Source organism: Janthinobacterium sp. LPB2021202312-11-4 (assembly GCF_037049705.1).
In the GTDB taxonomy this organism is placed as follows: Bacteria; Pseudomonadota; Gammaproteobacteria; order Pseudomonadales; family Pseudomonadaceae; genus Aquipseudomonas.
This window is the reverse complement of the sequence record NZ_JBAGKV010000004.1, coordinates 20584-44437: the sequence shown is the minus strand read 5'-3', so window position 1 is coordinate 44437 and position 23854 is coordinate 20584. Positions and strand designations below refer to the sequence as shown.

Here is a 23854-nt window from a genome sequence, read left to right as displayed (position 1 = left end):
TGCATCTCCCTATCTGTGTGTCGCCGGTCTTTTGACCACTAAGCGCGGACAATGATCGTACAAACACGTTTCATGCCAGTGTCAGGCCTTGGCATCGAACAAAACGTTACTGGCATTGTGCAGGCTTTCAGCCAGTTTCATGGCTTCAGCCGAAGGAATCTGTCGAATCACTTCACCGGACTCGCTGGCAATCACCTTGACGATGACCTTGCCCGACGTTTCATCGATGGAAAATTCGAGGTTACGCTTGACCGATTGAACGAACTTTTCGATCTCCTGAACGGCCATTTTCAACTTATCCGACTTATCCGAGTTATCCGAGTTATCCGAAGTGTTCGAACTGTCCGAATCCGAGCTTTTGGCGGTTGCCGTGACAGCCTGGAGACTTTCAGTGCGAGGCGTTTCCGCCGGCTTATCGGTAGTACTGACCGCCGGTTTCGCGGCCGGGTAAGACAAGTTCAGCTTTACGCTCATGTCCATGACCATCACCTCTTAAAACGGAAAAAGCGAGAGAGCACGCAAGCGCACTCCCCCGCCAAAACTCAACCCGATATTACTGAAGCAGCTTCAGTACAGCGGATGGCAGCTGGTTAGCCTGGGCCAGAACAGCGGTGGAAGCTTGTTGCAGAGTTTGCTGTTTGGTCAGGTTAGCGGTTTCTGCGGCGAAGTCGGTATCTTGTACGCGACCTTGAGCAGCAGTAACGTTTTCAGTGATGTTTTGCAGGTTGGAGATGGTGCTGGTCAGACGGTTCTGCGAAGCACCCAGGTTTGCACGGGTTGCACCGATGGAAGCGATTGCAGCGTCGATTGCGGTGATCGCGTTATCGATGTTGCTCATGGCCGCGGCACTGGTAGCACCGGTCAGAACTGCAGTACCGCTACCAACCGACAGGCTGACGGCGTCGAACTTGGAGCTCAGGGTCAGGTCGATGTGGTTGGCAGTACCAGTGTTCGAACCCACTTGCAGGGTCATGGTGCCAGCCGAACCGTCCAGCAGTTGCTTGCCGTTCAGGTTGGTCGAAGCCGCGATACGGGTCAATTCGTCAGACATCTGAGCGAATTCAGCGTTGGTTGCGGTCTGGTCAGCAGTGCCGTTGGTGCCGTTACGTGCTTGTACAGCCAGTTCACGCATACGTTGCAGAATGTTGGTCGATTCTTGCAGAGCGCCTTCAGCGGTCTGAGCCATCGAGATACCGTCGTTGGCGTTTTTAACCGCTACGTTCTGGCCGCGGATCTGGCTGGACATACGGTTGGAGATCTGCAGGCCGGCAGCGTCATCTTTAGCGCTGTTGATTTTCAGGCCGGAAGACAGACGAGACATCGAAGTCGACAGAGCGTCGGAAGCGCGGTTCAGGTTTTTCTGAACGTTCAACGACGTGGTGTTGGTGTTTACTGTTAAAGCCATGACGAATTCCTCGTTGGTTGGGTACTGCGGCTTCCGGCCCTGGCAACCGCCGGGTATGGCCTAGAGAACCTTCGTAATAGTTATCGTCGGGAATGCAGGTTGCTTGAGGGCTTTTTTGAAAAATATTGCCATCACACTGCCACCCCCTAGAAAACAAAGGCTTAGCGCCCTGCTCCCCGCGAAAAAATGACGTCATAAAACCGTCCGACACCCAAACATCCCAACCAGAGCGATCACTGGCCCTCAGGTCTGAACGCTTTGCAGCAAATCAATCAGCTCGTATTCCATAAAGTCGGCAAGCCCCAGCCAATCCTGACGCTCTTGGCAGGCCAGCATCTGCGTCAGTAGCTGCGCCCAGTGCAACTGGACGTCTTGAGGTACCGTTGCCAATAGCTGCTGCGCTTCATCGAAGAGGTCAACCATGGTCAACGCCGCCTCGACATCACGCCCCAGGCGAAACAACCCTGCGCACCGTCGGCACCCATTGACGCATTGCTCAAGCGCACTCACTGCACGAACTCCTGATTGAACTGCGTGCCGGCGATCATCGCGCCCGCCCGACTGCTGTTGAAGAACGGCACCTCAGGGTGCCCGGCGATGTAACGCTCCAGCTCACACAAATAGCTGCGAAAATTCAGCTGCGTCCTGACCCGCTCGCCATGCCCGTCGCGCACCCAGTGCCGCGCAAGATTCACCCCGGGCCCCAGATCACCGTCCTCCCAACCGGCGTGAGTCTTGTTCATCGGGAAGGCAAAATCGGCGCCAAACAGGGTGATGCGCCCTGCTCCCATCTTTACAGCCAGGTCCACGGCGGGATGGATCACACTGCCGCCCACGTACAACTGCGCCCTGGCGTGCTGGCGGCGCAACGAGGCGTAGATCGGACTGGCCGAGTAACCGCCATAGCGCTTGCCCTTCCAGGCCTTCAACACCTGTGGATCGCTCATGGGCAGGTACACCAGCGGGATACCGTCGGAGTCCTCAAAGGGCAAGTGCCGCAAGCTGATGCGCTGATCGATGCTCACCACCAGGTCAGGCTTGATCCCGTGTTCGCGCAATGGTCGATAGGCCGTGTCGACAGAGATGAAAAAAGGCCGCTGCGCCTGCCCACGGATCGCCGCCAATTGCTCGAAATGGTTTTCAAGGCTTGGTCCGGTGCCAATCACATAGATGTCCCGCCCCGCGCACGTACCGAACAACTGCGCGACATCGTCGTCGGCCAGCAGCACTTCGAGGCTGTCCTGCAAACGCTGGAGAATCACCGGCGACTGCGGATCGAATTCACGGTTGTTGAAACTCAGGTGCACTTCGCTGACCAGCCGATCACGAATCTTCGCGTTGAAATCGTCCGCCAGCACCATCTCGGAGGGCAGCGCGAAAAACGGTGTATAGATGTCCGCTTGATCGCCGGCATACAGCAATTCAACTCGGGGATCGTCGAGCCATTGCCGCTGATCGAGCAACTGCAACACCAGCGCGAACAGGGCGCCGTTGAGGATGTGCACATACAACCGCTCAAGCTCGCCGCGCTCGAGCAGGACCGTCGGCAAATCACCGAGGCCGGTGCCATAGACATGCAACTGCGCCTTGTCGGCCGGCAGACTGGCGGCCTGTACGCGGGCCTCAACGACACGGTCATGGCGACTGGTGAGCTGAATGCCGCCAATGCTCAGCGTCGAGCCCAGCCCCTCGGTCAGCTCCGCCTGGACCGAGCTGCTGTCCTCCAGCATCAGCCGCGTATACAGCGCCGGCCAGCGCCGCTCGATCACCTGAGCATTGTCTTCAAAGCATTCGCTCATACAGCCTCGCTTTTCATACAGGCAAAAAAATAGCGTTCAAGGTTAACCCTTGAACGCTATTTTTGTATCGGGCTAATGGCCGCGAGCAACCCCGGTAGGAGCTGCCGAAGGCTGCGATCTTTTGATCCTGTTTTTCGGCGCCCCTGAAAAAACAGATCAAGATCAAAAGATCGCAGCCTTCGGCAGCTCCTACCCGGGGGTGGGTCAAGGACGATAGATGATCGCCGAACCCCACGACAGCCCTACACCAAAACCGCTCAATGCCACGCGCTTCCAGCTGGAATCAAGCACGTGTTTTTCCAGCAGCAACGGAATGCTCGACGACACGGTGTTGCCGGTCTCGACCATGTCCTTGATGAACTTCTCCGGCTCGCCTTCGAACCGCCGGGCCACGGCGTCGACAATCGCCGCACTGCCCTGGTGGATGCAGAACGCATCGATATCGTCAGCCTTCAAGCCAGACTCATCGAGCAACTCATGCAAATGCGCCGGGACTTTAAGCAGCGCGAAGTTGAAGACCTGCCGACCGTTCATATAGAACACGCCATCGGTGACCTTCAGATGCGGTGCGCCGGAACCGTCGGTGCCAAACTTGGCCTTGCCCAGCTGCCAAGGCGCGTCTTCGCCCATCCAGGTTGCAGTGGCAGCATCACCGAACAGCATGGTGGTGTTACGGTCTTCCGGGTCGACGATCTTGGAGTACGGATCGGCGGTCACCAGCAGGCCATTCTTCAGGCCTGCGGCCTCCATGAAGCCCTTGATCGCGTAGATGCCGTAGACATAGCCCGAGCAGCCCAGGGAGATATCGAACGCGGCCACGGTGGTCGGCAGGCCCAGTTTGTCCTGGACGATGGCGGCGGTGTGCGGCAGGCCTTCTTCGTCACCGTTCTGGGTGACGACGATCAGCACGTCGATGGCTTCACGCTTCAAATCAGGGTTGTTGGCGAACAGCGCGTTGACTGCTTCGACACACAGGTCCGAAGTTTCTTGCCCGGCGTCTTTACGCGGCAGGAAGGCCGAACCGATCTTGCCCAGGATGAACTCTTCATCCTTCTCGAATTTTGCACCTTGTGCGTAATTGTCCACGCCGGCTACAGGAACGTAGCTCGCAATGCTTTTTATGCCAATCATTACGGCTTCCCAATAATAAACAGCCCAATACCACCGCTCGCAAGGATTCGAGGGGCGCCGACATACAGAGATTTTCAGCCGCCCGCGACGGACGACAGCGGAAAGCGTAAAGGGCTATCACTGGACCCTATAAGGGGTCAGGCGCCATCTTCCCGGTCAATACAATACAGTGAAGATGCGCGTTATGACTCACAGGTCACGCTATTTTGCCGAATCAGCCCGACAAGGGTTATTCGACCAACGACCAGTCCAGCGCTGTTCCGCGCTTGATGGCCAGGCGAGCGCGGCAGCCCAGCAGGGTTTCAGCGTGTTTGGGGGCCAGCCCCAGCCCTGGACGAATGGCCCGCAGATTGGCAGCGGTGAAGGGTTCACCGGCGACCATATCCTGAGTGACGTAAAGCGAACGCCGGTACACCAGCGACTTGCGTTCGGCCTCGGTCACGCCGTAATGCACCTGCCCCATGGCCTGCCAGGCGCGCTCGGTTTCGATCACCAGGCTGGCCAGTTCTGCCGGCTCCAGGGAGAAACTGGCGTCCACGCCACCGGCAGCCCGATCGAGGGTGAAGTGTTTTTCCACCACCGTCGCCCCGAGTGCCACGGCGGCGACGGAAACGCCAACGCCCATCGAGTGGTCAGACAGGCCAACTTCACAGCCAAACAATTCCCGCAGGTGAGGAAGGGTCCGCACATTGCTGTTAGCCGGTGTCGCCGGGTAAGTGCTGGTGCACTTGAGCAGCACCAGGTCCTTGCAACCAGCCTCGCGGGCGGCGCGCACGGTTTCGTCAAGCTCGGCGATGCTGGCCATGCCGGTGGAGATGATCAGCGGCTTGCCGGTGGCGGCGACCCGGCGAATCAGCGGCAAATCGGTGTTCTCGAAACTGGCGATCTTGTAGGCCGGCACGTCGAGGCTTTCGAGGAAGTCCACGGCGCTGTCATCAAACGGCGTGGAAAACGCCAACATGCCCAGCGCTTTGGCGCGGGCGAAAATCGGCGCATGCCACTCCCACGGCGTGTGGGCCTTCTCGTACAACGCGTACAACGAAGTGCCGGCCCAGAGGCTGTTGGGGTCCTTGATGAAGAATTCGCCCTCATCGAGGTCCAGGGTCATGGTCTCGGCGGTATAGGTTTGCAGCTTCAAGGCGTGGGCGCCGGCCTTGGCGGCGGCGTCGACGATTTGCAGGGCCATGTCCAGGGACTGGTTATGGTTGCCGCTCATCTCGGCAATGATGAACGGCGGCGCATCGGCACCGATCAAACGCTCGCCAATCTTGAAGCTAGTCATTGCGGTGATCCTTTAGAACGCGGGTAAACGCGCAAGCACTCTGGGTGAAACCGGCGTCGCGAAACAGGCTCAGCGACGGCTGGTTGGCGGGTAACACCTGAGCGGTGAGGGTTTGCAATTGCGGCCAATGGGCCGTCACGAACGCTTCGCCGCGCGCCAGCAGCGCCCTGCCCCAGCCCAGTCCGAAACGGCCCTCGAACAGATAAATCGAGACTTCGGCGCTGACCCCGTGAAGGTCGTAACGCAGCACGCCGACCGGACCGTCCCCCGCCTCGGCGATCAACAGCAACCGCTGCGGGTTGCCCAGACTCGCCGCCAGCCAGGCCTGATGGGACGACCCATCGATGGCCCGGGTATCCAGCGACCAGCGCCGCGCCGCCTCGGAATTGCGCCCGTCCAACAGCAATCGCGCGTCATCCAGGGTGGCCTTGCGTAACGGCAACACTGCGCCGACCAGCGCCGCAGCCACCCGCTGCGCACCACGGCCATCGACCAATTCTCGGGAACGCTCGGCCAGGCTCTGACGCAAGCCCTGATTGCCCGCGACAAAACCAATCGCCTGGCGCAGCTGTTCAACGCTGACCTGCTCCCGAGCACCAAGGAACACATGGCTTCCCGAGGTCGCCATGACCTCGCCGTTGGCCTGCTGATTATTCGACACCGCAATGCAAATCGTCGGCAGTCCCATGGCCGCCCGCTCCCAACTGGTGCCGCCACCGGCGCCGATAAACAGGTCGGCTTCGGTCATCAAGCGATAAAAATCGCTGACAAAACTGTGCAAACGCCAATTCGGCCGATCCGCCGCCAGCGCCTGCATCTCGTCCCAGGCCGGGTTGTCGGCACCGGCGACGAAATCGACCTCCAGCCCGGAAAAATCCGCCAGCGCGAGCATCGCGTGATGAGTTTGCCGTGCTGCATCGAAGCCGCCGAAATTCACCAGCACCCGTTTGGCCTGGGGTTTGATTTCAATCGCCGGGCAGCAGAATTCATCGCGCAGCATGGCAAACCGTGGCCCGAACAAGGTCCGGCAATGAGCGGTCAGCAGCCCGGCGTATGCCTCGGGGGTGCCCGACAGATTCTGGTTCAGCAGCAGATCGACGCTGTAGCGGCGCGTGGCCAGATCATCCACCGCCGCGATCCGTGGCGCCCAGCGTCGGGCCGCGCTCTGCCAGTGATGATCGAGGCCGTAATGGTCGACGATGATCCAGTCGAAGGCGGGATGGTTGTCCAGGGCCTGGTCCAGCGCGGCAATGTCCGCCTGCCATGGCAGCATCGATTCGATGGCTTGCTGCGGGTCTTCGTCGGGATAGCGATCCGGCAGTGCAAAGGTGTCAAAGCCCTCGGCCGCCAGACTGTCGAGCCGATGGCCCGGCAACTGGCGACAGGCAAAAGCGACGTGCGCGCCTTGCTGGCGTAAAGTCCTGGCGAGCGGCAGCAAACGAGCGATATGGCCGCTGCCGATGGTTGGTGAGGCGTCGGAACGGATCAGCACCCTCATAGCACTTCACCGCCCGCCTTCAAGGCAGCGTACAGGTATTCGGCGCGTGTCCAGTCTTCGGGTGTGTCGATGTCCTGCACCAGATAGCGCGGCAGGATCACTGGCAGGCTTTTCGGTGAATACAGCACGTCACTGCGCAACCAGGCGTCGCAACGGCCCCAGTAGAACTGCCCGGCGTCCTGATAGGCCGGCGGCAAATCCTGGGAGCGCGTCTCGCGAAACTGAGGGTACAACGCGGTCAATGCGCCCTGCTCGTCGAGAGTCAGAGCCCGCTGCACCGGAAAGCCGAAATCGCAGACCGAGAAGGCGAAGGACTTGTCCGGATGCTGCTCCAACAGGTTCAACCCCTGCTGCAAAAATCGGCGCTGCAACAGCGGCGCCGTGGCATAGATGCAACAGGCCAATTCAAAGTCGTGGCCTAGTCGCTGTAACGCTTCCAGGGCATGGGCAATCACCGCTGCGGTGCCGGTGAAATCATCGGCCAGCGTCGCTGGACGCATAAACGGCACCTGCGCACCGCAAGCGCGGGCCAGCTCGGCAATTTCCTCATCGTCGGTGCTGACCACCACCTGGGCAAACAACCCCGAGTCGAGGGCGGTTTGAATGGAGCGGGCAATCATCGGTACGCCGTCGAACGGCTTGAGGTTCTTGCGCGGTATGCGTTTGCTGCCACCACGGGCCGGGATGATTACGACGCTGTTCAAGGGCGTTTTTCCAGCAGGAACCAGGTGATGTCATCCACCGGGAATTGCGGGTCGCGGTGATAGCCGAAACCATAGTCCAGCAGTTGCAGGTCGGGGTAACGATCAAGCATTTCACCGGCAAAATCGCGCTTGAACAACTTGCCGCTGTTACCGCGATACGACACCTCGACTGGCGCCGGGTTGTAGTACTCGGCGATCAGGATGTAACGCTGGCTCAAGGCATACAACTGGTCATACGCGGCCGCCAGCAACTCGGGCGCCAGATGGATCAGCACGCCTTTGCTCAGGGTCAGGTCAAAGCTGCGCTCGCGGGGGAAATCGAACAGCGAACCGTGCCAGATCTGCGCGATGTCCAGCGCCTGGACCTGGGCGCAGGCACTGGCATTGATCTCTACGCCGAACAGTTCGCAGCGGGGCAGCAGTTGATGCAGCGCCTGCAAATTGTTGCCGGCGTTTGTACCGAGTTCTACCAGGCTTTCAATCCGCCCGGCTCGCGTCAACGCCTTGGCAAACAACGCCAGGTTGGCCGCCACCAGCGGTTGCCCGACATTGCGGTCGACGTACTGATTGCCGAAGTCGCCTTGCCAGAATCTTTCCTGCTCACTCAGTTCACGCATTGCACAGTTCCCATTCACTCATCACCAAGGCCTGGTGCTACCCCTGTAGGAGCTGCCGAAGGCTGCGATCTTTTGATTTTTCAATATTGCCGAAAAACAAGATCAAAAGATCGCAGCCTTCGGCAGCTCCTACAGGAGGGCCAGCAACCTTTGAAGGTATTTATTCGGTCAACCGCCGCAGTTGCTCGACCACGTAATCCTGTTGCTCATCGCTGAGCAACGGAAACAGCGGCAAGCTGATGGCCTCGGCGTAATAACGTTCGGCCTGTGGAAAGTCGCCCTCGGCGAACCCCAGGTCGCGATAGTACGGCTGCAGATGCACCGGAATATAGTGCAAATTCACACCGACCCCGGCCGCCCGCAACCCTTCAAACACCTGACGATGGCTCAGGTTGATGCGCTCAAGCTGCAAGCGCACCACGTACAGGTGCCACGCCGACTCGGCCTCTGGCTGAGGGCTGGGCAAGGTCAGCGGCAAGTACGCCAGCAAACGGTCATAACGCGCCGCCAGCTCCCGACGGCGTCCGATGAAGTCATCGAGTTTGCTCAACTGCGACAGCCCGAGGGCCGCCTGCAAATCGGTGATCCGGTAATTGAAGCCCAGTTCCACTTGCTGGTAGTACCAGGGACCGTGGCTGGGTTCGGTCATCTGCGCGGGGTCGCGGGTCATGCCGTGGCTGCGCAGCCGTTGCAGGCGCTCGGCCAGCTCCCGGCGATTGGTCAGGACCATGCCGCCCTCGGCGCTGGTGATGATCTTTACCGGATGAAAGCTGAACACCGTCATCGCCGCGAACTCACCGCAACCCACTGGCCGCCCGGCATAAGACGCGCCGACCGCGTGAGAGGCGTCCTCAATGATCGTGAAACCATAACGCTCGGCCAGTTCGGCGATCATCCGCATGTCGCAGCTCTGCCCGGAGAACGCCACCGCCACCACTACTTTGGGCAGCGTACCGTTGTCTTCCGCTGCTTCCAGTTTGACCTTCAGCGCATAGGCATCGAGGTTCCAGGTCAGCGGGTCGATGTCGACGAAATCCACTTGCGCGCCGCAATAGCGACCGCAATTGGCCGAGGCCAGAAAGGTATTGGGCGTAGTCCACAACCGGTCACCTGGCCCGAGGCCAGCCGCCAGGCAAGCGATGTGCAACGCCGCCGTGGCGTTACACACCGCCACCGCGAAATCGGCCTGGCACCGTTCGGCCATGGCTTGTTCGAAACGCTCGATGGTCGGTCCCTGGGTCAACCAGTCGGATTGCAGCACGCCGACCACCGCATCGATGTCGGCCTGATCGAGGCTTTGCCGACCGTAGGGAATCATGCCGACAGGTCCGCGTGCAGGTCGGCAATCTGGCCGACCGACAGGTAATGCGGATTGGTGTCGGAGCGGTACTCGAAGTCCTCACTGACCGGTTTGCCCTGCTCGCCCAGCCTGTCCACGGCAAAATCCACATCGACGCTGGTAAAGCGGATCGACGGCTGGATGGTGTAGTGGTCGGCAAACTCCAGGGTCATGCGCGCATCGTCCAGCGGCACCATCAGCTCATGGAGTTTCTCCCCCGGACGAATCCCCACGTGTTTGTGCGGCAAGTGCTCGGCCATGCCCCGCGCCAGATCGACGATGCGAATCGACGGGATTTTCGGCACAAACACTTCGCCACCGTGCATCCGGGCAAAGCTGTCGAGCACGAACTGCACGCCGTGATCGAGGGTGATCCAGAAGCGCGTCATGCGTTCGTCGGTGATCGGCAGTTCGGTGGCGCCTTCGTTGATCAACTTGCTGAAAAACGGCACCACCGATCCCCGGGAGCCGGCCACGTTGCCATAGCGAACCACGGCAAACCGGGTTTGCTGTTCGCCGGCAATGTTATTGGCGGCCACGAACAGTTTGTCCGACAGCAGCTTGGTGGCGCCGTACAGGTTGATCGGGCTGGCCGCCTTGTCGGTGGACAGCGCGACCACTTGCTTGACGCCATTGTCGATGGCGGCGGCGATGATGTTTTCCGCGCCGTTGACGTTGGTACGAATGCATTCGGTCGGGTTGTATTCGGCGGCCGGCACTTGCTTCAGGGCTGCGGCATGGACCACGTAATCGATGCCGCGCATGGCCTGGCGCAAACGCTCGGCATCGCGCACATCACCGAGGAAGTAGCGCATGCACGGTGCATTGAACGTCTGCTGCATCTCGTACTGTTTGAGTTCGTCACGGGAGAACACCACCACGCGCTTGGGCTGGTATTGCTCCAGCAAGCGGCGGATGAAGTTGCGCCCGAACGACCCGGTGCCACCAGAGATGAAAATCGATTTACCGTTGAACATGCCTTGAGTCCTTGTACCTGTCAGCCAGGCTTATGCGAGCAACTGCGCCCAGTTCACCGAGGCGCTTTCACCCAGGGCAAAACCTTTACCGGTCGATGCCAGGTTGGCGTTGTAGGCCTGATCCTGGGCAAACGCGGCGGACCATTTTTCACGCAAGGCGTCGAGCACTTGCGGCCCTTGTGGCACCACGCCCGAATGAATCACCTGGACCTGCGGCGTCCACACGATGAGGTACCCGGCCTGACCGGCCTTGAGGCACAGGTCGACATCGCTCAAGCCATCGGCGAATGTCGCGTCATCCAGGCCACCCAAGCCGTCGAACAGTTCTTTGCGCACCATCAGGCACACGCTCGACACCGCCGAGTAGTTTTGCTCCACCACCAACCGCTGCAAGTAGCTGTTGTCCGCGTCATAGCGCTCACCAACGAAGGCAGAGCCGACGCCGCCATTGAGCCCCAGAATCAGCCCGGCCTGGGTGACATTGCCGTCGCGGTCAACCAGCTTGGCGCCGACAATTCCCACTTCCGGACGCTGGGCGTGGTTGAGCAGCGCCTCGATCCAGTTCGGGTTGACCACTTCACTGTCAGTCGCCAGCAACACCAGGTACTCGCCTTGCGCTTCTTGACTGGCGGCGTTGTACAGCGCCGTGTCGTTGAGCGTGCGGTTAGCGTGCAGCACGCCGACCTTGGCATGCTGAAATGTACCAAGCCAGTCCTTGACCTCGGCCGACTGATTCGGGTTAACCGCAATCAGCACTTGGTACTGGGTGTAACGAGTCCGCAGCAGCACGCTTTGCAGGCAGTGTTGCAGCGCCGGCAGGTCATCCCCGGCCGGGATGATGATCGACACCAGCGGACGCTCGGTGTGGCGATAATCGACCTGGTAGGTCCCAGGCACAGTCGAGGTGATTTTGGCCTTGTAGCCACGGTTGCCCAAGTGGCGCGACAACGCCAGGCGCTCGTGAGTGTTTTCCGCAAGCTCCGGCGCGTGGGTGATCAGCAATGGCTCATCCAGATGCGCCAGCCCGCTCAGGCCGCCCTGCTCGATGATGCGCAGCAGCAGGTCGAATTCCAAGGCCTTGTTGAAGTCGGCCTGATAACCGCCGACTTCGTTGAACACGTCTTTGCGAATCAACCAGTGCCGCGCCATCAGGGCCGGCACGCTTTGCAGCAGATCAAGGTTGAAGCCCGGACGGAACACATCCACCAACGCCCCCTCGGCGTCGCGCTGGATTTCGTCGGTGGCGACGGCACGGCAATCGGCGGCGGACATCAGCTCCAGGCTGGCGCGCAACAGGCCGCCAGCGGTAAAGGCCTCGCCCACTTCGGCCAACAGCAGCCAGTCGCTGGTCGACTGAAGCGCGAGCTGGTTCAACTTGTCGACATAGTTGCCCTGGGTGACGCGCACGAAGTGCAGCATGTTTTGCGCGGTGGTTGCCGCTGGCGGTTCGCCGGTGGTGAAGACCACCACTTTGAACGCCTTGCTGTGACCTTCGAGCAAGCTGTCCAGGGTGATCTGCAATTTGTCGACGTTGTGGTCCAGATCGAGCAGGAAAATCCCGAATTGCGGACCGCCGGCATTGGCCGCCAGGTGTTGGGCGATCGCTTCGGCCTGTTCGGCGCTCGGCTCACGGGGGGCCAGCCATTGAAGCAAACGGCCGGACCGCATTTTGTCGAACAGTTGGCGATTGTCGTCGAGGGACACTTCGTCCAGGCGGGCAACCCAGGCGTGCAGCTTCTGCGCCTCTTCTTCCTCGCCCAGGGTATCGAGTTGCGCGGCCAGGCGTTTAATCACGGCGCGGTTGAACACGTTGCAGTCGTGGGCCTGCCACAAGCGATCGACCACGCTTTCGGGCGTGTCGTTGTTGTGTGCGCGCATCAGGTCTTGCTGGCGGGTCCAGATACCCTCCAGCCCTTTCAACTGAACGCGACCGGCCGGCATGGCGTGCAACAGGAATTCGAATTGGGCCAGTTGATCGAAAAACGCCTGGTTGTAGAACGGCATTTCGACGTACTGCTTGGGACCAAAACGGCGCTGCGGACCCGCGTCGACGTTATTCCAGCCCGACTCGAAAATCAGCTCGGCGGTCAGTGCCCGACCGTTGCGCAAGCTATCGACCAACGCCGCGAAGCTTTCCAGTACGAACTGCTTGCCTTGCTCCGGGTTCAGGCCCTGGATTTGCGTCGGCAGCCCGGCCAGGAAACCGGCAAAGGCTTCACGCTCGGTGACCGACTTGGTGTCGGTGAACGCCAGCGAGTGAAAAATCTCGGTTTTGTGATCCGATTGCTCGTAGTTGATTTCACGCACGACGTAGGGAATCGGCAGAATCCGCGCCTTGCCCCGCGCCAGCATGTAATAGGTGTGACCGACTTCCTGCCACTGGAAGATCGTGTCTTCAGGCATGACCCGGTACCAGTCCTGCAATAGCTCAGTGCGCTGAACGGCATAAAACGGCGGCAGGTACTGGCTCATGTAATCGAGCAAGCGGTCCTGGGCACGGTCCGCCGAATAGTCTTCACAGACTTTCTTGTCGCGGCGGTAGTAGCTGACGCTGTTGGCCAGCGCCAGGTACATCATGCTGTAGCCGTGGCACAGGCTGTAATCGGGGTTGGCCTCCATGAAGGCAACGGCTTCGTGCAAGGCGCCATGCACCAGGAAGTCATCGTCGGCGGCGAACACCATGTACGGCGTGGTGAGTTGCGCGACGCCATAGGCCAACTTGGCGCGAATCCCCCAGTAACCGAATTGCGGCAGGTGCTGATAATCCACATTCGGGAATTGGCCGGCCATGGCCGGCTGCGCGACGGCCGAAGAGTCGAGCACAAGAATCCTGCAGGGCAAGCTACTGTAAAAACGTACCGCCCTGCGCAAAAACGCCGGCCGTTCGTGAGATATCAGCACCACGGTCAACTGTTCGTTGAGTGCCAACCCTTGTTCAGAAACGTTCTTGCCTTGCATAAATTTCCCCACAACCGGCCAATGGCCAAAAGAACCCGACGATGTTGTTGATTAACGCACGCGACGCAGATAGCCATCCGGCGCGACGGTGATCAGCAATTTGCTGTGAATGGCCTGGTCGATTTCAAAATCGCGGTTTTCTTCCAGATAGGCCCACACAGCGGTTTTCGGGTTGTCGCCCTTGCCCCACGGACGGTCCGGGAACGCGTCTTCCGGCATGTCTTCAACCACGGTGTCCATCACCACGCAGTAGCTGCCCACCGACACCATCGGCGCGTAGGCCCGCAGCTCTTCGAGTACGTGCTCATGGGTGTGGTTGGAGTCCAGCACCACCAGCACTTTTTTACCTTCGATGCGCTGGCGCACCTGATCGACGATGGCCGGGTCGATGCTCGAGCCCTGGATCATTTCGATCCGTTTGAACATCGGGTGTGCCTCGATCGCTTCGCGGTTGTGCTGGCGAATATCGATATCCACGCCCAGCACTTCGCCATGGCCGATCAGCTCCAGCATCGAGGCGTAGAACACCAGCGAGCCGCCGTGGGCGATACCGGTTTCAACGATGATGTCCGGACGCAGCGACCAGATGATCTCCTGCATGGCGACCATGTCCTGGGGGAACTGGATAATCGGGCGGCCCATCCAGCTGAAGTTGTAGGTGTACTTGTGCTTGGCGGTGGTGCCAACCCAGTCCAGCGACGTGGCTTGCAGGGCTTTGTCCTGTTGCAGGCCTTCGATGTTTTCTTTTACTTCTTCACGAAACTGCTCATGAGGATTCATTACAAACGCTCCAGAAATTAGCCGCGGTGGTTACTTGAAAACCCGACCGTCTTGAAAGGAAACAGGGTTGGTCTTGATGGTCCTGGCGGGACTGCCCACCACGACCGCGTAGTCAGGAATATCGTTGATCACCACGGCGCCCGCGCCGATGGTGACCCAGCGGCCGATGCGCAAACGCGGCAGGATCGTGGCGTTGGTGCCGATGAAGGTGCCATCGCCGATCTCGACACAACCGGCGATGCAGACCCCGGGCGCCATGAACACCGAGTGACCGATCTGCCCTTCGTGGCCGACCACGCTACCGGCGCTGATGCTGGTGTTATCACCCAGGCTGACTTGCGCCTGCATGATCACACCCTCTTGCAAATACGTACCGACGCCCATGGTGATCATGGTCAGGTCGATCCCCGGGTGGATAAAGTTGCCCAGGGTGCCGCCGGCCTCGACGATCTCGCGGGTGGTCTGATAGCGCAGCGCCGTGCTGCCGGTGATCAGGTTGACGAACCGCGTGTCGGAGCCTTTCAGCTCGGCCACTTTGTCGGTGCCGCCCACCACCGGCACGCCATGGAACAGCGTGCCTTGCTTCGCCGGGTCGTTATCGAGGAAGGCGAATTGCACGTGCGGCTGGCTGCGTTGCAGGGTCAGGATCATCCGTACCGCTTCAGGATTGGCCGCCCCCAGCAAGTACACCTTCATAGCTGCGTCCTTTTCAGCAACAACGTGCGCAGCACCTCAATGACACGCTGCTGATCGTCATCGGTCATGTCGTGGTAACTCGGCAGATTGATCGCCCGCTCCGGCAGCGCATACGCCACTGGCGAGTCCGCCGTGACATCGCTGAACATCGGCAAGGACGACAGCGGCCAGAAGAACACCCGCGCATCGATGTCGGCCGCCTGGAACGCGGCCATCAAGATCTCCCGAGTGATCCCCAGTTCACGGTCAAACACCACGGTCGGCATCCAGTAACCGTTACGCCCATGCTCGGGCTCAGGGTTCATCGACACGCCGGGCAAGCCTGCCAACGCCTGGGCGTATTGGGCGAAGATCGCCCGTTTACGCTCGATCAGTTCCTCGATCCGCTCAACCTGGGCGCAGCCGACGGCCGCTTGCAGGTTGCTCATCTTGTATTTGAAGCCAATGAAATCCGGCCAGAACTGTTTGCTGCTGCCGGCCACCCGACCATGGTTGGACAGGGTCAGCACCCGCTCATACAACGCCTTGTCCGAGGTGACGAAAATCCCGCCCTCACCGGTGGTCATGGTCTTGGTGCCGTGGAACGAAAACGCCCCGAACGCGCCCAGCGACCCGGCGGCGTGGCCACGCCATTGCGAGCCGATGGCTTCGGCGGCGTCTTCGATCACCGGCAAGCCGAACTCGCGCCCAATGGCCAATAACTCGTCCAGGTCGCAAAGGTTGCCGTAGATATGCACGGCCAGAATGGCTTTGGTCCGCGGCGTGATCGCCCGGCGTACCTGTTGCGGGTCCAGGCACCAGCTATCCGCCAGCACGTCGACAAACACTGGCGTCGCGCCGAGGTAGGTAATCGGCGCGGCGGAGGCGATCCAGTTGGTGTCGGCGAGTATCACTTCGTCGCCGGCGCCGATGCCCAGCGCAGCCATTCCCATGTGCAGTGCACCGGTGCAACTGGAGGTGGCAATCGCGTAGGTCGTGCCCACGTGTTCGGCGAAGGCTTTTTCAAAACGCGTGAGGTATTCGTAGCAGCGCTCGCCCCAGCCGTTCTGCACGGCATCGAGGGCGTATTGCGCTTCCAGTTCACCGACGCTGGGCTTGGTGTAATGAATTCGGCTCATCGAATAATCAACTCAGGAATGGCGATGACAAAACGACCGTCCCAGGCACGAATACCGGCGAACGCCTGGGTGATTTCATCCAGCAGGTTCCACGGCAGCACCAGCACGTAATCGGGTTTTTCGATTTCAATGCGTTCGGGCGACACAATCGGAATGCGGCTGCCCGGCAGGAACTTGCCCTGCTTGTGCGGGTTGGCGTCGGCCACCCACGCCAGCAAATCCGGCTTGACCCCGGCGTAGTTGAGCAACGTGTTGCCCTTGGCGGCGGCGCCGTAACCGACCACGCGCTTGCCTTCGGCTTTGGCCTGCAACAGAAAGCGCAGCAATTCGTGCTTGATGCGTTCAGCGGCCGGCGCGAGGGTCGCGTAGTACTCGGGGGTTTTCACGCCTGCTGCCAGTTCGGCTTGCAACTGTTGCTGCACCGCTGGCAGAACATCGCGTCGCTCGCCGTCGAGACGCTGCACGAAGACTCGCAGCGAACCGCCGTGGGTCGACAACTGGCTGACGTCGAACACTTCCAGGCCATTGCGCGCGCACAAGGTCTGCACGGCGGTCAGGGACAGGTAGGAATAGTGCTCGTGATAGAGCGTGTCGAACTGCTGGCCGGCCATCAGCGTCAGCAGTTGTGGAAACTCGAAGGTCGCCACGCCGGTCGGTTTGAGCAACGTCGCAAAACCGCCGAGGAAATCATTGATATCCGGGACATGGGCCAGCACGTTGTTGGCGGCCATCAGGTCGGCGGACCAGCCGTCAGCGACCAGTTGCGCTGCCGTGTCGCGACCGAAAAACAGCTCGCGAATCTCCAGGCCTTTGTCCCGGGCCGCTTGCGCGGTGCTGCGGGTTGGCTCGACGCCCAGGCACGGAATGCCGCGCCCGGCGACGTACTGCAACAGGTAACCGTCATTGGCGGCGATTTCCACCACGCGGCTGTCAGCGGTCAGGCCGAAGCGCTCGACCATCTCGGCCACATAGCGCTCGGCATGGGCCAGCCAGGTGCTGGAGAACGAACTGAAATACGCATACTCGGCATCGAACAGGCTATCGGCGCTGGTGTAATCCTCGGTCTGCACCAACCAGCAGTGCTGACACACCGCCACTTTCAACGGCACCCACTGCTCGGCTTGTTCAAGCTGATCGGCACGCACGTAAGCGTTGGACGGCGGCGAAGTGCCGAGATCGATCAGCGGCAAGGCCAGCGGCGTAGCGCAACCACGGCAGTTCATAGACGCACTCCAGCAAAGTGTTCATCGAGCACGGGATGGCTGGCGTCCCGGGCCGACAGATTATTGACAGGCAACGGCCAGGCAATCGCCAGCCGTGGATCGTTCACCGACAAACCGCCCTCGTGCGCAGGCGTGTAGTCGGCGCTGTGCAGGTAGAGCAATTCGGCATCGTCGGTCAGGGTCTGAAAACCGTGGGCGAACCCGGCCGGGATCAACAGGCTGCGACCGTCGCCTGCGCGCAGGTGTTCGGCGTGCCAGTGCAGGAAGGTCTCGGAGTCGGGACGCAAATCCACCGCCACGTCCCAGACCTCGCCGCGCAGGCAGGTGATCAATTTGGCTTCCGGCGCGTTGGCGTCCTGGTAATGCAAACCGCGCACACTGCCGCGTTCGCGGGTGCAGGAATGGTTGATCTGACGGATATGAAACGCCTGGCCGAACGCACTCAGGCTGCCTTCGCAAAACAGCCGGGCGAAGTGCCCGCGATCGTCTTCGAAGCGTTTGTGCTGCACGCTGAACAAGCCGTTCAGCGGCAGCGCATTCAACAGAAATTCGCTCACAGCGCGCCTCGGTATCGGTTCAACTGGCCGAGGGTGATGGCGCGCATGTCATCGCCGTTCCGCCAGGCCAGGTGCCAGTCCAGGGTCTGGGTCAGACATTCTTGCAACGACCAGCGCGGTTGCCAGCCGAGCAATTGCCGGGCGCGGCTGCTGTCCAGGCGCAACAGGCCAGCCTCGTGCAGGTCACTCGGTTCGATGCGCAACCCACGGGCTTGCGGCCAGCGGCTGGCGAGCAGTTCGACCACTTCGCCGACGCTGCACATATCCGCGTCGCTCGGGCCGAAGTTCCACGCACCGGCGTATGCCGGGCCTTGTTCGTAGAGGCCGGCGGCCAGTTGCAGATAACCGGCCAACGGCTCCAGCGCGTGCTGCCAGGGGCGCACCGCTTGCGGGTAGCGCAGTGTCACCGGTTCATCGGCGGACCAGGCCTTGAGCACGTCCGGGATCAAACGCTCCGGGGCGAAATCGCCGCCGCCCAGGACGTTGCCGGCGCGGGCCGTGGCCAGTGCCAGGCCGTGCTCTTCATAGCGATCGGCCGCGAAGAACGACGCAGCGTAAGACTGCGCCAGCAATTCGCAGCAGGCCTTGCTGCTGCTGTAAGGGTCGTGGCCACCGAGGGCTTCGTCTTCGCGGTACGGCCACAGCCATTCCTTGTTGGCGTAGACCTTGTCGGTGGTCACCAGCACACAGGCACGCACGCAGCCGACCTGACGAATCGCTTCGAGCAGGTTCAGGGTGCCCATGACGTTGCTGGAGTAAGTGCCCAGCGGGTCGCGATAACCTTCACGCACCAGCGGCTGGGCCGCCAGGTGCAGGACGATCTCCGGTTCGGTGTCGGCAATCAGTTCCAGCAAGGCGCCGAGGTCACGCAGGTCGCCGCGCTGATCGTTGATGCCTTCGTGCACCCGCGCCAGTTCAAACAGGCTCGGCTCGGTGGACGGATCAAGGGAAAACCCGCTGACCTGGGCCCCCAGGCTTTGCAGCCACAGCGTCAGCCAACTGCCCTTGAAACCGGTGTGCCCGGTGACCAGCACCCGTTTGCCGCGCCAGAATTGCGGGCTCAGTCCCATTGCTTCCATGGGGCCTCCCCGGTCTGCCACAACGCTTCGAGGTGATTCTTGTCGCGCAGGGTGTCCATCGGCTGCCAGAAACCGTCGTGCTGGTAGGCCATCAACTCACCGCGTTCGGCCAGGCCATCCAGCGGACCGGATTCCCACGACGTCTCGTCGCCCTCGATCAACGGCAAGACCTTGGGCGACAGCACAAAGAAGCCGCCATTGATCCAGCCGCCGTCGCCACGGGGTTTTTCGGTGAAGCCAAGGACGCGATCGCCATCGCGATTCAGCGCGCCGTAACGGCCCGGCGGCTGTACGGCCGTGACGGTGGCGAGCTTGCCGTGATCGAGGTGGAAATTCACCAGCGCGCTGATATTCAGGTCAGAGACGCCATCGCCGTAGGTAAAGCAGAACGCTTTTTCGTCTTCGACGTAACGGCGGGCCCGGCGCAAACGCCCGCCGGTCATGGTTTCTTCGCCGGTGTCGATCAAGGTGACGCGCCACGGTTCGCTGTAGTTCTGGTGAACATCCATGCGGTTGTTGCGCATGTCGAAAGTGACGTCAGAGGTGTGCAGGAAGTAGTTGGCGAAGAAGTCCTTGATCGCGTAGCCCTTGTAGCCAAGGCAAATCACGAAATCGTGGATTCCGTGCGCGGAGTACTGCTTCATGATGTGCCAGAGAATTGGCTTGCCGCCGATCTCGATCATCGGCTTGGGCTTGAGGTGCGACTCTTCGCTGATCCGCGTGCCCAGGCCACCCGCCAAAATAACTGCCTTCATCCTCTTCCTCTCTTGTTCGTCACAGAGCCCGGCCAAGCTGTATCAAGCTTTTACAGGCCTTCTGGATAAAACGCTGAACGCCGCTCATGGCACTGCCGGCAACGCCGCCAGTGCTCGTTTTATGGCGATATAAAGGAGGACTTGCAGGAAACGCGCCAGCTCTATCCCCCGAGGGTAAGTGCTGGCGCGCGCACAAAAAAACAGGCGACTCGTGAGTCGCCTGTCTGGGAAGGGATGCTGCCTGGGGGGTGATCAGTCGGCTAACCAGCCATTTTCCCAGTAGCGCAGGTTGTCGCCGCGCAGCATGTAATCGCGCAGCACAATCTCGCGCAATTCATCGCCCATGCGGTAACTGGCGTCCGGGTCGGCCAGGTGCATGCGGATCGCTTGCAGCCATTCATCCGTGGTGTTGGTCTTGACCCGGGTGCACGGCAGATAGCCGCGATAGGCTTCGGTGTCGGTGCAAATGACCGGGTAGCCGCACGCGCCGTACTCCAGCAGGCGCAGGTTGCTTTTGCAGTCGTTGAAAATGTGGAATTCCAGCGGTGCCAGTGCCAGGTCCAGGTTCAGACTGGCCAGCTTCGCCGGGTAGACGTCGAGCCCGATCACCCCATGGAACTCGTGCATGTAAGGGCGCAGATCATCCGGGCACATGCCGAAGAAAACCCAGTCCACTTCGTTGGCCAGCTCGCGGACCACCTCGGCGATTACCGCCAGGTCGCCGTGGTGACTGGTACCACCGCCCCAGCCGACCCGTGGTTTTTTCGAGGTGCGGCGCTGGCTGCGCAGCGTGCTCCACAAGTGGGTCGCCAGCATGTTCGGGACGACGCGAATGTCGTGGTGCATGTCGGACAAGGCGTTGCCCAGGGGCTCGGTCGACACCACCACCCGATCACACATGCCGATGGCACGACGGACCAGTTTCTCCATATCGTCCTTGCCCGGCATGTTGCGGATGTGCGCATTGCGATGGGGAACGTTGATCACGAAATCATCGAGCTCGTAGATCCGCCGGGCACTGGAGTATTTCTGCAGGCCAGGAATTTCGCTGATCGGGCCCTCGGAATAACGTCCTTGCAAGACAATCACGTCAGGCGAATAACGCTCGACTTCAATCAGCGTCGGCAAGCTGTAATGGATGCGTCCGTGGGCCCTGCCCGCGGCTTCCAGCTCGATCAGCGGCTGCGTGACCCGATAGTGTCCGATGGCCGATGCGTTGACCGGCAAGGCAAGCACTTTCGGCAGCTGCGCCTTGGAAAAGGGACTCCAGCCGGAGCGCAAACCTGGCTCCAGACTGAAACTCGCACCGCTGATGCCCTGCAACGCCAGGTTCGGGTTGTAGGCCGGATCGCGCGCAACGATCGGCAGCCAGCGCTTGTAGAACACCTCTTGCTCCTGGCTGATCAGCGCTTGCTGATCGATAAGCTCGACACTGGCCGGTTGCGACCCGAGCGCCAGTTGCGCATAAGGCGTCCAGACCACCAGGTAACCGTCCTGACCGATCCGCAGGCACAGGTCGGCCTCATGAAGGGTGCGCGGCAGGTCTTGTTCATCCAGCCCACCGACGCTGTCAAACAACGCCTTGCGAACCATCAGGCAATCGCCGCCGACAGCACTCAAGTCCTGCACCACCTGCAACCGGAACATGTAGCCGGGGGCATGCAACGCGTCGCCGAAAAACGGCAAGCCGGTGGGGCCGCGCAAGCCGAGAATCAACCCGGCATGCAACACCCGACCGTCCGGGTTAAACAGCTTGGCCCCGACCACACCGACTTCAGGTCGCTGGGCCTGATTGAGCAGTTCGTGCAGCCAGTCCCCGTGGGTAATCACCGTGTAAGGGTTGAGGATCAACACGTACTCGCCACGGGCTTGCCCGACAGCGAAATTGCGCACTGCCGCCAGGTTGCCCTGGGGTGCATATTCCAGCACCCGTACCCGGTCCGAGCCCAATTGCGCCATGCTCGCCAGCCAGTTTCGGGCCTCGACGCTTTCGCTGCCGTTGTCCACCAGCAGCAATTCAAATTCGCTGTAAGCGGTTTTTTCCAGCAGGCTTTCGACACAACGTTGCAAGGCAACCGTCTGGTCTTTGCTGACGATGATGATCGAGACCAGCGGCCGGCTCTCGTGCACATAGTCGATACGATTGAGCAGCGACACACTGCCGCTGCGCATCTCATGCGCAACGCCCATGCGCAGCAGATGCGCTTCTATCAGCGCCGCATTGCCTTCCAGCACCTCGGGCAGCGCCAGCCACTGGGACAGGTTGTGCGCCGACTCCAGCAGAATCTCTGCGACGTGCTCAATGGCGTTCGTACCCTGGGTCTCGACCAGGCGCCAGAGCACATCGTGAGGGGCAAGCTCGCCGCAACTTGAGTCGAAGCCGCCAAGGGCCAGGAAACGTTCACGCTCGAACACCAGCGCGCGCCCGACGTAGGGGTAACTGCGCAAGAGGTCCAGATTGAAATCAGGCTTGAAGGCCGGCTCGGTCGATTCGCCCAGCAGCAATCCGCCTTCGTCGCTGTAGATGCACGCCACGCTGTCCGAGACAGCAATGCGCTCCGCCAGGATCAACAGCGCCGGCTCCACCAGACGATCGCCGGCCCGCAACAAATAGAACCAGTCGGCCCCGTCCAGTTGCGGCAACAGCTCGTTGATCTGCTGCTGCCAGTCGTCCTGCAACGGCAGACGGAATACCCGGCCCTCCAGCGCGGCCTCGGTGCAGGTACTGGACAGCACCAGGGTCAATTCCGGCGCATAGAGCTGCCCGGCGAGACTCTCCAGGGTCAGTTCCAGGTGGGAACGGCTGCCGTGTTCATCAAGGATGATCGGCACGATCTTCGGCTGCCGGGGCCAGTTGGCCAGGGTGTCCGGCAACAGCAAGCGCTGCGGTTCGGTCAGCGTGCGGCAGGCCAGCCATTGCGCGTACAACTGAGAGAAACTGACGCTGTCGATGCCGACGTGCCACTCCTGAGTGCTTTGCTTGGTGCCCAGGGTTCGGGTCAACGGCAGCTCTTCCCAGACCCGCGGCGACTCGTCGAGACGGGTCACCGGCAGGTAGCGAACCCAGCCCGGCGCCGGGGCGGATTCGCCACTGCGGGCCTTGAGCATTTGCACCAGCCATTCGCGCTCGGACGTCACCAGGTCCTTCATCATCTGCTGACCGCTCAGACGCTCCGGATACAGGCGCTCGACGCTCAGGACGTGATTGAGGATGACCACGTTGCCCCGGCGCATCAAACACACGAACAAGGCGAAATCGAGGGTCGCGACAAAACAATGACCTGCCTGGGTCAGCGCCGGCAGCAGCTCGAGCATGTCCGCACGACGGAACATGGCGTTGCTGAAGCCGCCCAGGATATTGGCCGGGAAATTCTCGAACAGCGCCAGCAGGTCGTCACCCTTGAACAGCCCGCACAACGGTGACAGCGGCGTGTTCTCCAGGCGCGACGGCAACTGCATGTCATCGGCGTCCCAGAACAAGCGCTGGGCCAGCACCAGATTGACTTCGGCCCGCGCGGTCAAGATGTACGCCTGACGCTCGATGCACGAGGAGAACAGTTGATCGTCGTCGCACAGGAACTTGATGAACTCGCCCTGAGCCTGTTCCAGGCAGGCGTGCAGGTTACCCACCAGGCCAAGCGTCCGCGGGTTGCGCACGTAACGCACGGCCACACCGGTTTGCTCGACCACCCGATCGACCTGGTCCTTGATCTCTTCGCCGCGACTGTCATCGCACACAATGATTTCAAGATTGCCGTAGCCCTGCGCCACCGCCGAGTGCAATGCACGACTGAAAAAGCGCGGGTTGATGGCCGGGATGACAATGCTGACGAGAGGAAGTGAATTCACGGCGGGCTCACAAGCGGCGCGAGCGCGCCCAGGAAAGCGAGCCCTTTGAAACCGCGAAAAAAGACGATAGGTATTGAAGGGTCAGGG

At 60.9% G+C, this 23854-nt stretch carries 20 protein-coding genes; all 20 read right to left on the bottom strand.

Annotation, left to right across the window (positions count from 1 at the left end):
• Nucleotides 1-81: 81 nt before the first annotated feature.
• Entirely contained in the window at nucleotides 82-480 is a 399-nt protein-coding gene (locus V5E99_RS05630; RefSeq protein ID WP_499801541.1) for a flagellar protein FlaG, read from the bottom strand.
• Nucleotides 481-553: 73 nt separating this feature from the next.
• Nucleotides 554-1405: a flagellin domain-containing protein gene (locus V5E99_RS05625; RefSeq protein WP_208671845.1), complete on the bottom strand. Its 852-nt coding sequence runs from the start codon at nucleotides 1403-1405 to the stop codon at nucleotides 554-556.
• Between the two features lie 243 nt (nucleotides 1406-1648).
• Nucleotides 1649-1915: a DUF8042 domain-containing protein gene (locus tag V5E99_RS05620; protein WP_499801540.1), complete on the bottom strand. Its 267-nt coding sequence runs from the start codon at nucleotides 1913-1915 to the stop codon at nucleotides 1649-1651.
• Nucleotides 1912-3204 (bottom strand): motility associated factor glycosyltransferase family protein, encoded by a 1293-nt coding sequence (locus V5E99_RS05615; RefSeq protein WP_499801539.1) that lies wholly within the window; start codon nucleotides 3202-3204, stop codon nucleotides 1912-1914. Before V5E99_RS05615 ends, V5E99_RS05620 begins: the two co-directional genes overlap by 4 nt.
• 204 nt (nucleotides 3205-3408) lie before the next feature.
• On the bottom strand, nucleotides 3409-4335 hold the full coding sequence (locus V5E99_RS05610) for a ketoacyl-ACP synthase III (RefSeq protein WP_499801538.1): 927 nt from the start codon (nucleotides 4333-4335) through the stop codon (nucleotides 3409-3411).
• 229 nt (nucleotides 4336-4564) lie between these two features.
• Entirely contained in the window at nucleotides 4565-5617 is a 1053-nt protein-coding gene (gene pseI / locus V5E99_RS05605; protein WP_499801537.1) for a pseudaminic acid synthase, read from the bottom strand.
• Complete coding sequence (gene pseG, locus V5E99_RS05600; RefSeq protein ID WP_499801536.1) at nucleotides 5610-7115, bottom strand: UDP-2,4-diacetamido-2,4,6-trideoxy-beta-L-altropyranose hydrolase; 1506 nt, start codon at nucleotides 7113-7115, stop codon at nucleotides 5610-5612. Before pseG ends, pseI begins: the two co-directional genes overlap by 8 nt.
• Nucleotides 7112-7819, bottom strand: coding sequence for a pseudaminic acid cytidylyltransferase (gene pseF / locus V5E99_RS05595; protein ID WP_499801535.1), 708 nt, complete (start codon nucleotides 7817-7819; stop codon nucleotides 7112-7114). Before pseF ends, pseG begins: the two co-directional genes overlap by 4 nt.
• Nucleotides 7816-8436, bottom strand: coding sequence for a pseudaminic acid biosynthesis-associated methylase (locus tag V5E99_RS05590; RefSeq protein ID WP_499801534.1), 621 nt, complete (start codon nucleotides 8434-8436; stop codon nucleotides 7816-7818). Before V5E99_RS05590 ends, pseF begins: the two co-directional genes overlap by 4 nt.
• Before the next feature lie 160 nt (nucleotides 8437-8596).
• Nucleotides 8597-9754, bottom strand: a complete 1158-nt coding sequence (gene pseC, locus V5E99_RS05585; protein ID WP_499801533.1) for a UDP-4-amino-4,6-dideoxy-N-acetyl-beta-L-altrosamine transaminase — start codon at nucleotides 9752-9754, stop codon at nucleotides 8597-8599.
• Nucleotides 9751-10752 (bottom strand): UDP-N-acetylglucosamine 4,6-dehydratase (inverting), encoded by a 1002-nt coding sequence (pseB, locus tag V5E99_RS05580; RefSeq protein WP_499801532.1) that lies wholly within the window; start codon nucleotides 10750-10752, stop codon nucleotides 9751-9753. Before pseB ends, pseC begins: the two co-directional genes overlap by 4 nt.
• A gap of 30 nt (nucleotides 10753-10782) precedes the next feature.
• Nucleotides 10783-13710 carry a glycosyltransferase family 2 protein gene (locus V5E99_RS05575; protein WP_499801531.1) on the bottom strand — a complete coding sequence of 976 codons (2928 nt, stop codon included), beginning with the start codon at nucleotides 13708-13710 and terminating at the stop codon, nucleotides 10783-10785.
• A 51-nt stretch (nucleotides 13711-13761) separates the two neighbouring features.
• On the bottom strand, nucleotides 13762-14490 hold the full coding sequence (locus V5E99_RS05570) for a cephalosporin hydroxylase family protein (protein ID WP_499801530.1): 729 nt from the start codon (nucleotides 14488-14490) through the stop codon (nucleotides 13762-13764).
• 30 nt (nucleotides 14491-14520) lie between these two features.
• Nucleotides 14521-15186, bottom strand: a complete 666-nt coding sequence (locus V5E99_RS05565; RefSeq protein ID WP_499801529.1) for an acetyltransferase — start codon at nucleotides 15184-15186, stop codon at nucleotides 14521-14523.
• The gene (locus tag V5E99_RS05560) at nucleotides 15183-16304 is read right to left on the bottom strand and encodes a DegT/DnrJ/EryC1/StrS family aminotransferase (RefSeq protein ID WP_499801528.1); all 1122 of its coding nucleotides are present in this window, start codon (nucleotides 16302-16304) and stop codon (nucleotides 15183-15185) included. Before V5E99_RS05560 ends, V5E99_RS05565 begins: the two co-directional genes overlap by 4 nt.
• Entirely contained in the window at nucleotides 16301-17527 is a 1227-nt protein-coding gene (locus V5E99_RS05555; RefSeq protein WP_499801527.1) for a methyltransferase domain-containing protein, read from the bottom strand. The genes V5E99_RS05560 and V5E99_RS05555 overlap by 4 nt, the downstream gene beginning before the upstream one ends.
• The gene (locus V5E99_RS05550) at nucleotides 17524-18084 is read right to left on the bottom strand and encodes a dTDP-4-dehydrorhamnose 3,5-epimerase family protein (protein ID WP_499801526.1); all 561 of its coding nucleotides are present in this window, start codon (nucleotides 18082-18084) and stop codon (nucleotides 17524-17526) included. The genes V5E99_RS05555 and V5E99_RS05550 overlap by 4 nt, the downstream gene beginning before the upstream one ends.
• A complete protein-coding gene (gene rfbG, locus V5E99_RS05545; protein ID WP_499801525.1) occupies nucleotides 18081-19163 on the bottom strand; it encodes a CDP-glucose 4,6-dehydratase in 1083 nt (360 codons plus the stop codon). The genes V5E99_RS05550 and rfbG overlap by 4 nt, the downstream gene beginning before the upstream one ends.
• Nucleotides 19145-19918 carry a glucose-1-phosphate cytidylyltransferase gene (gene rfbF, locus V5E99_RS05540; protein WP_499801524.1) on the bottom strand — a complete coding sequence of 258 codons (774 nt, stop codon included), beginning with the start codon at nucleotides 19916-19918 and terminating at the stop codon, nucleotides 19145-19147. Before rfbF ends, rfbG begins: the two co-directional genes overlap by 19 nt.
• A gap of 252 nt (nucleotides 19919-20170) precedes the next feature.
• Nucleotides 20171-23767 carry a glycosyltransferase gene (locus V5E99_RS05535; RefSeq protein WP_499801523.1) on the bottom strand — a complete coding sequence of 1199 codons (3597 nt, stop codon included), beginning with the start codon at nucleotides 23765-23767 and terminating at the stop codon, nucleotides 20171-20173.
• Nucleotides 23768-23854: the final 87 nt, after the last annotated feature.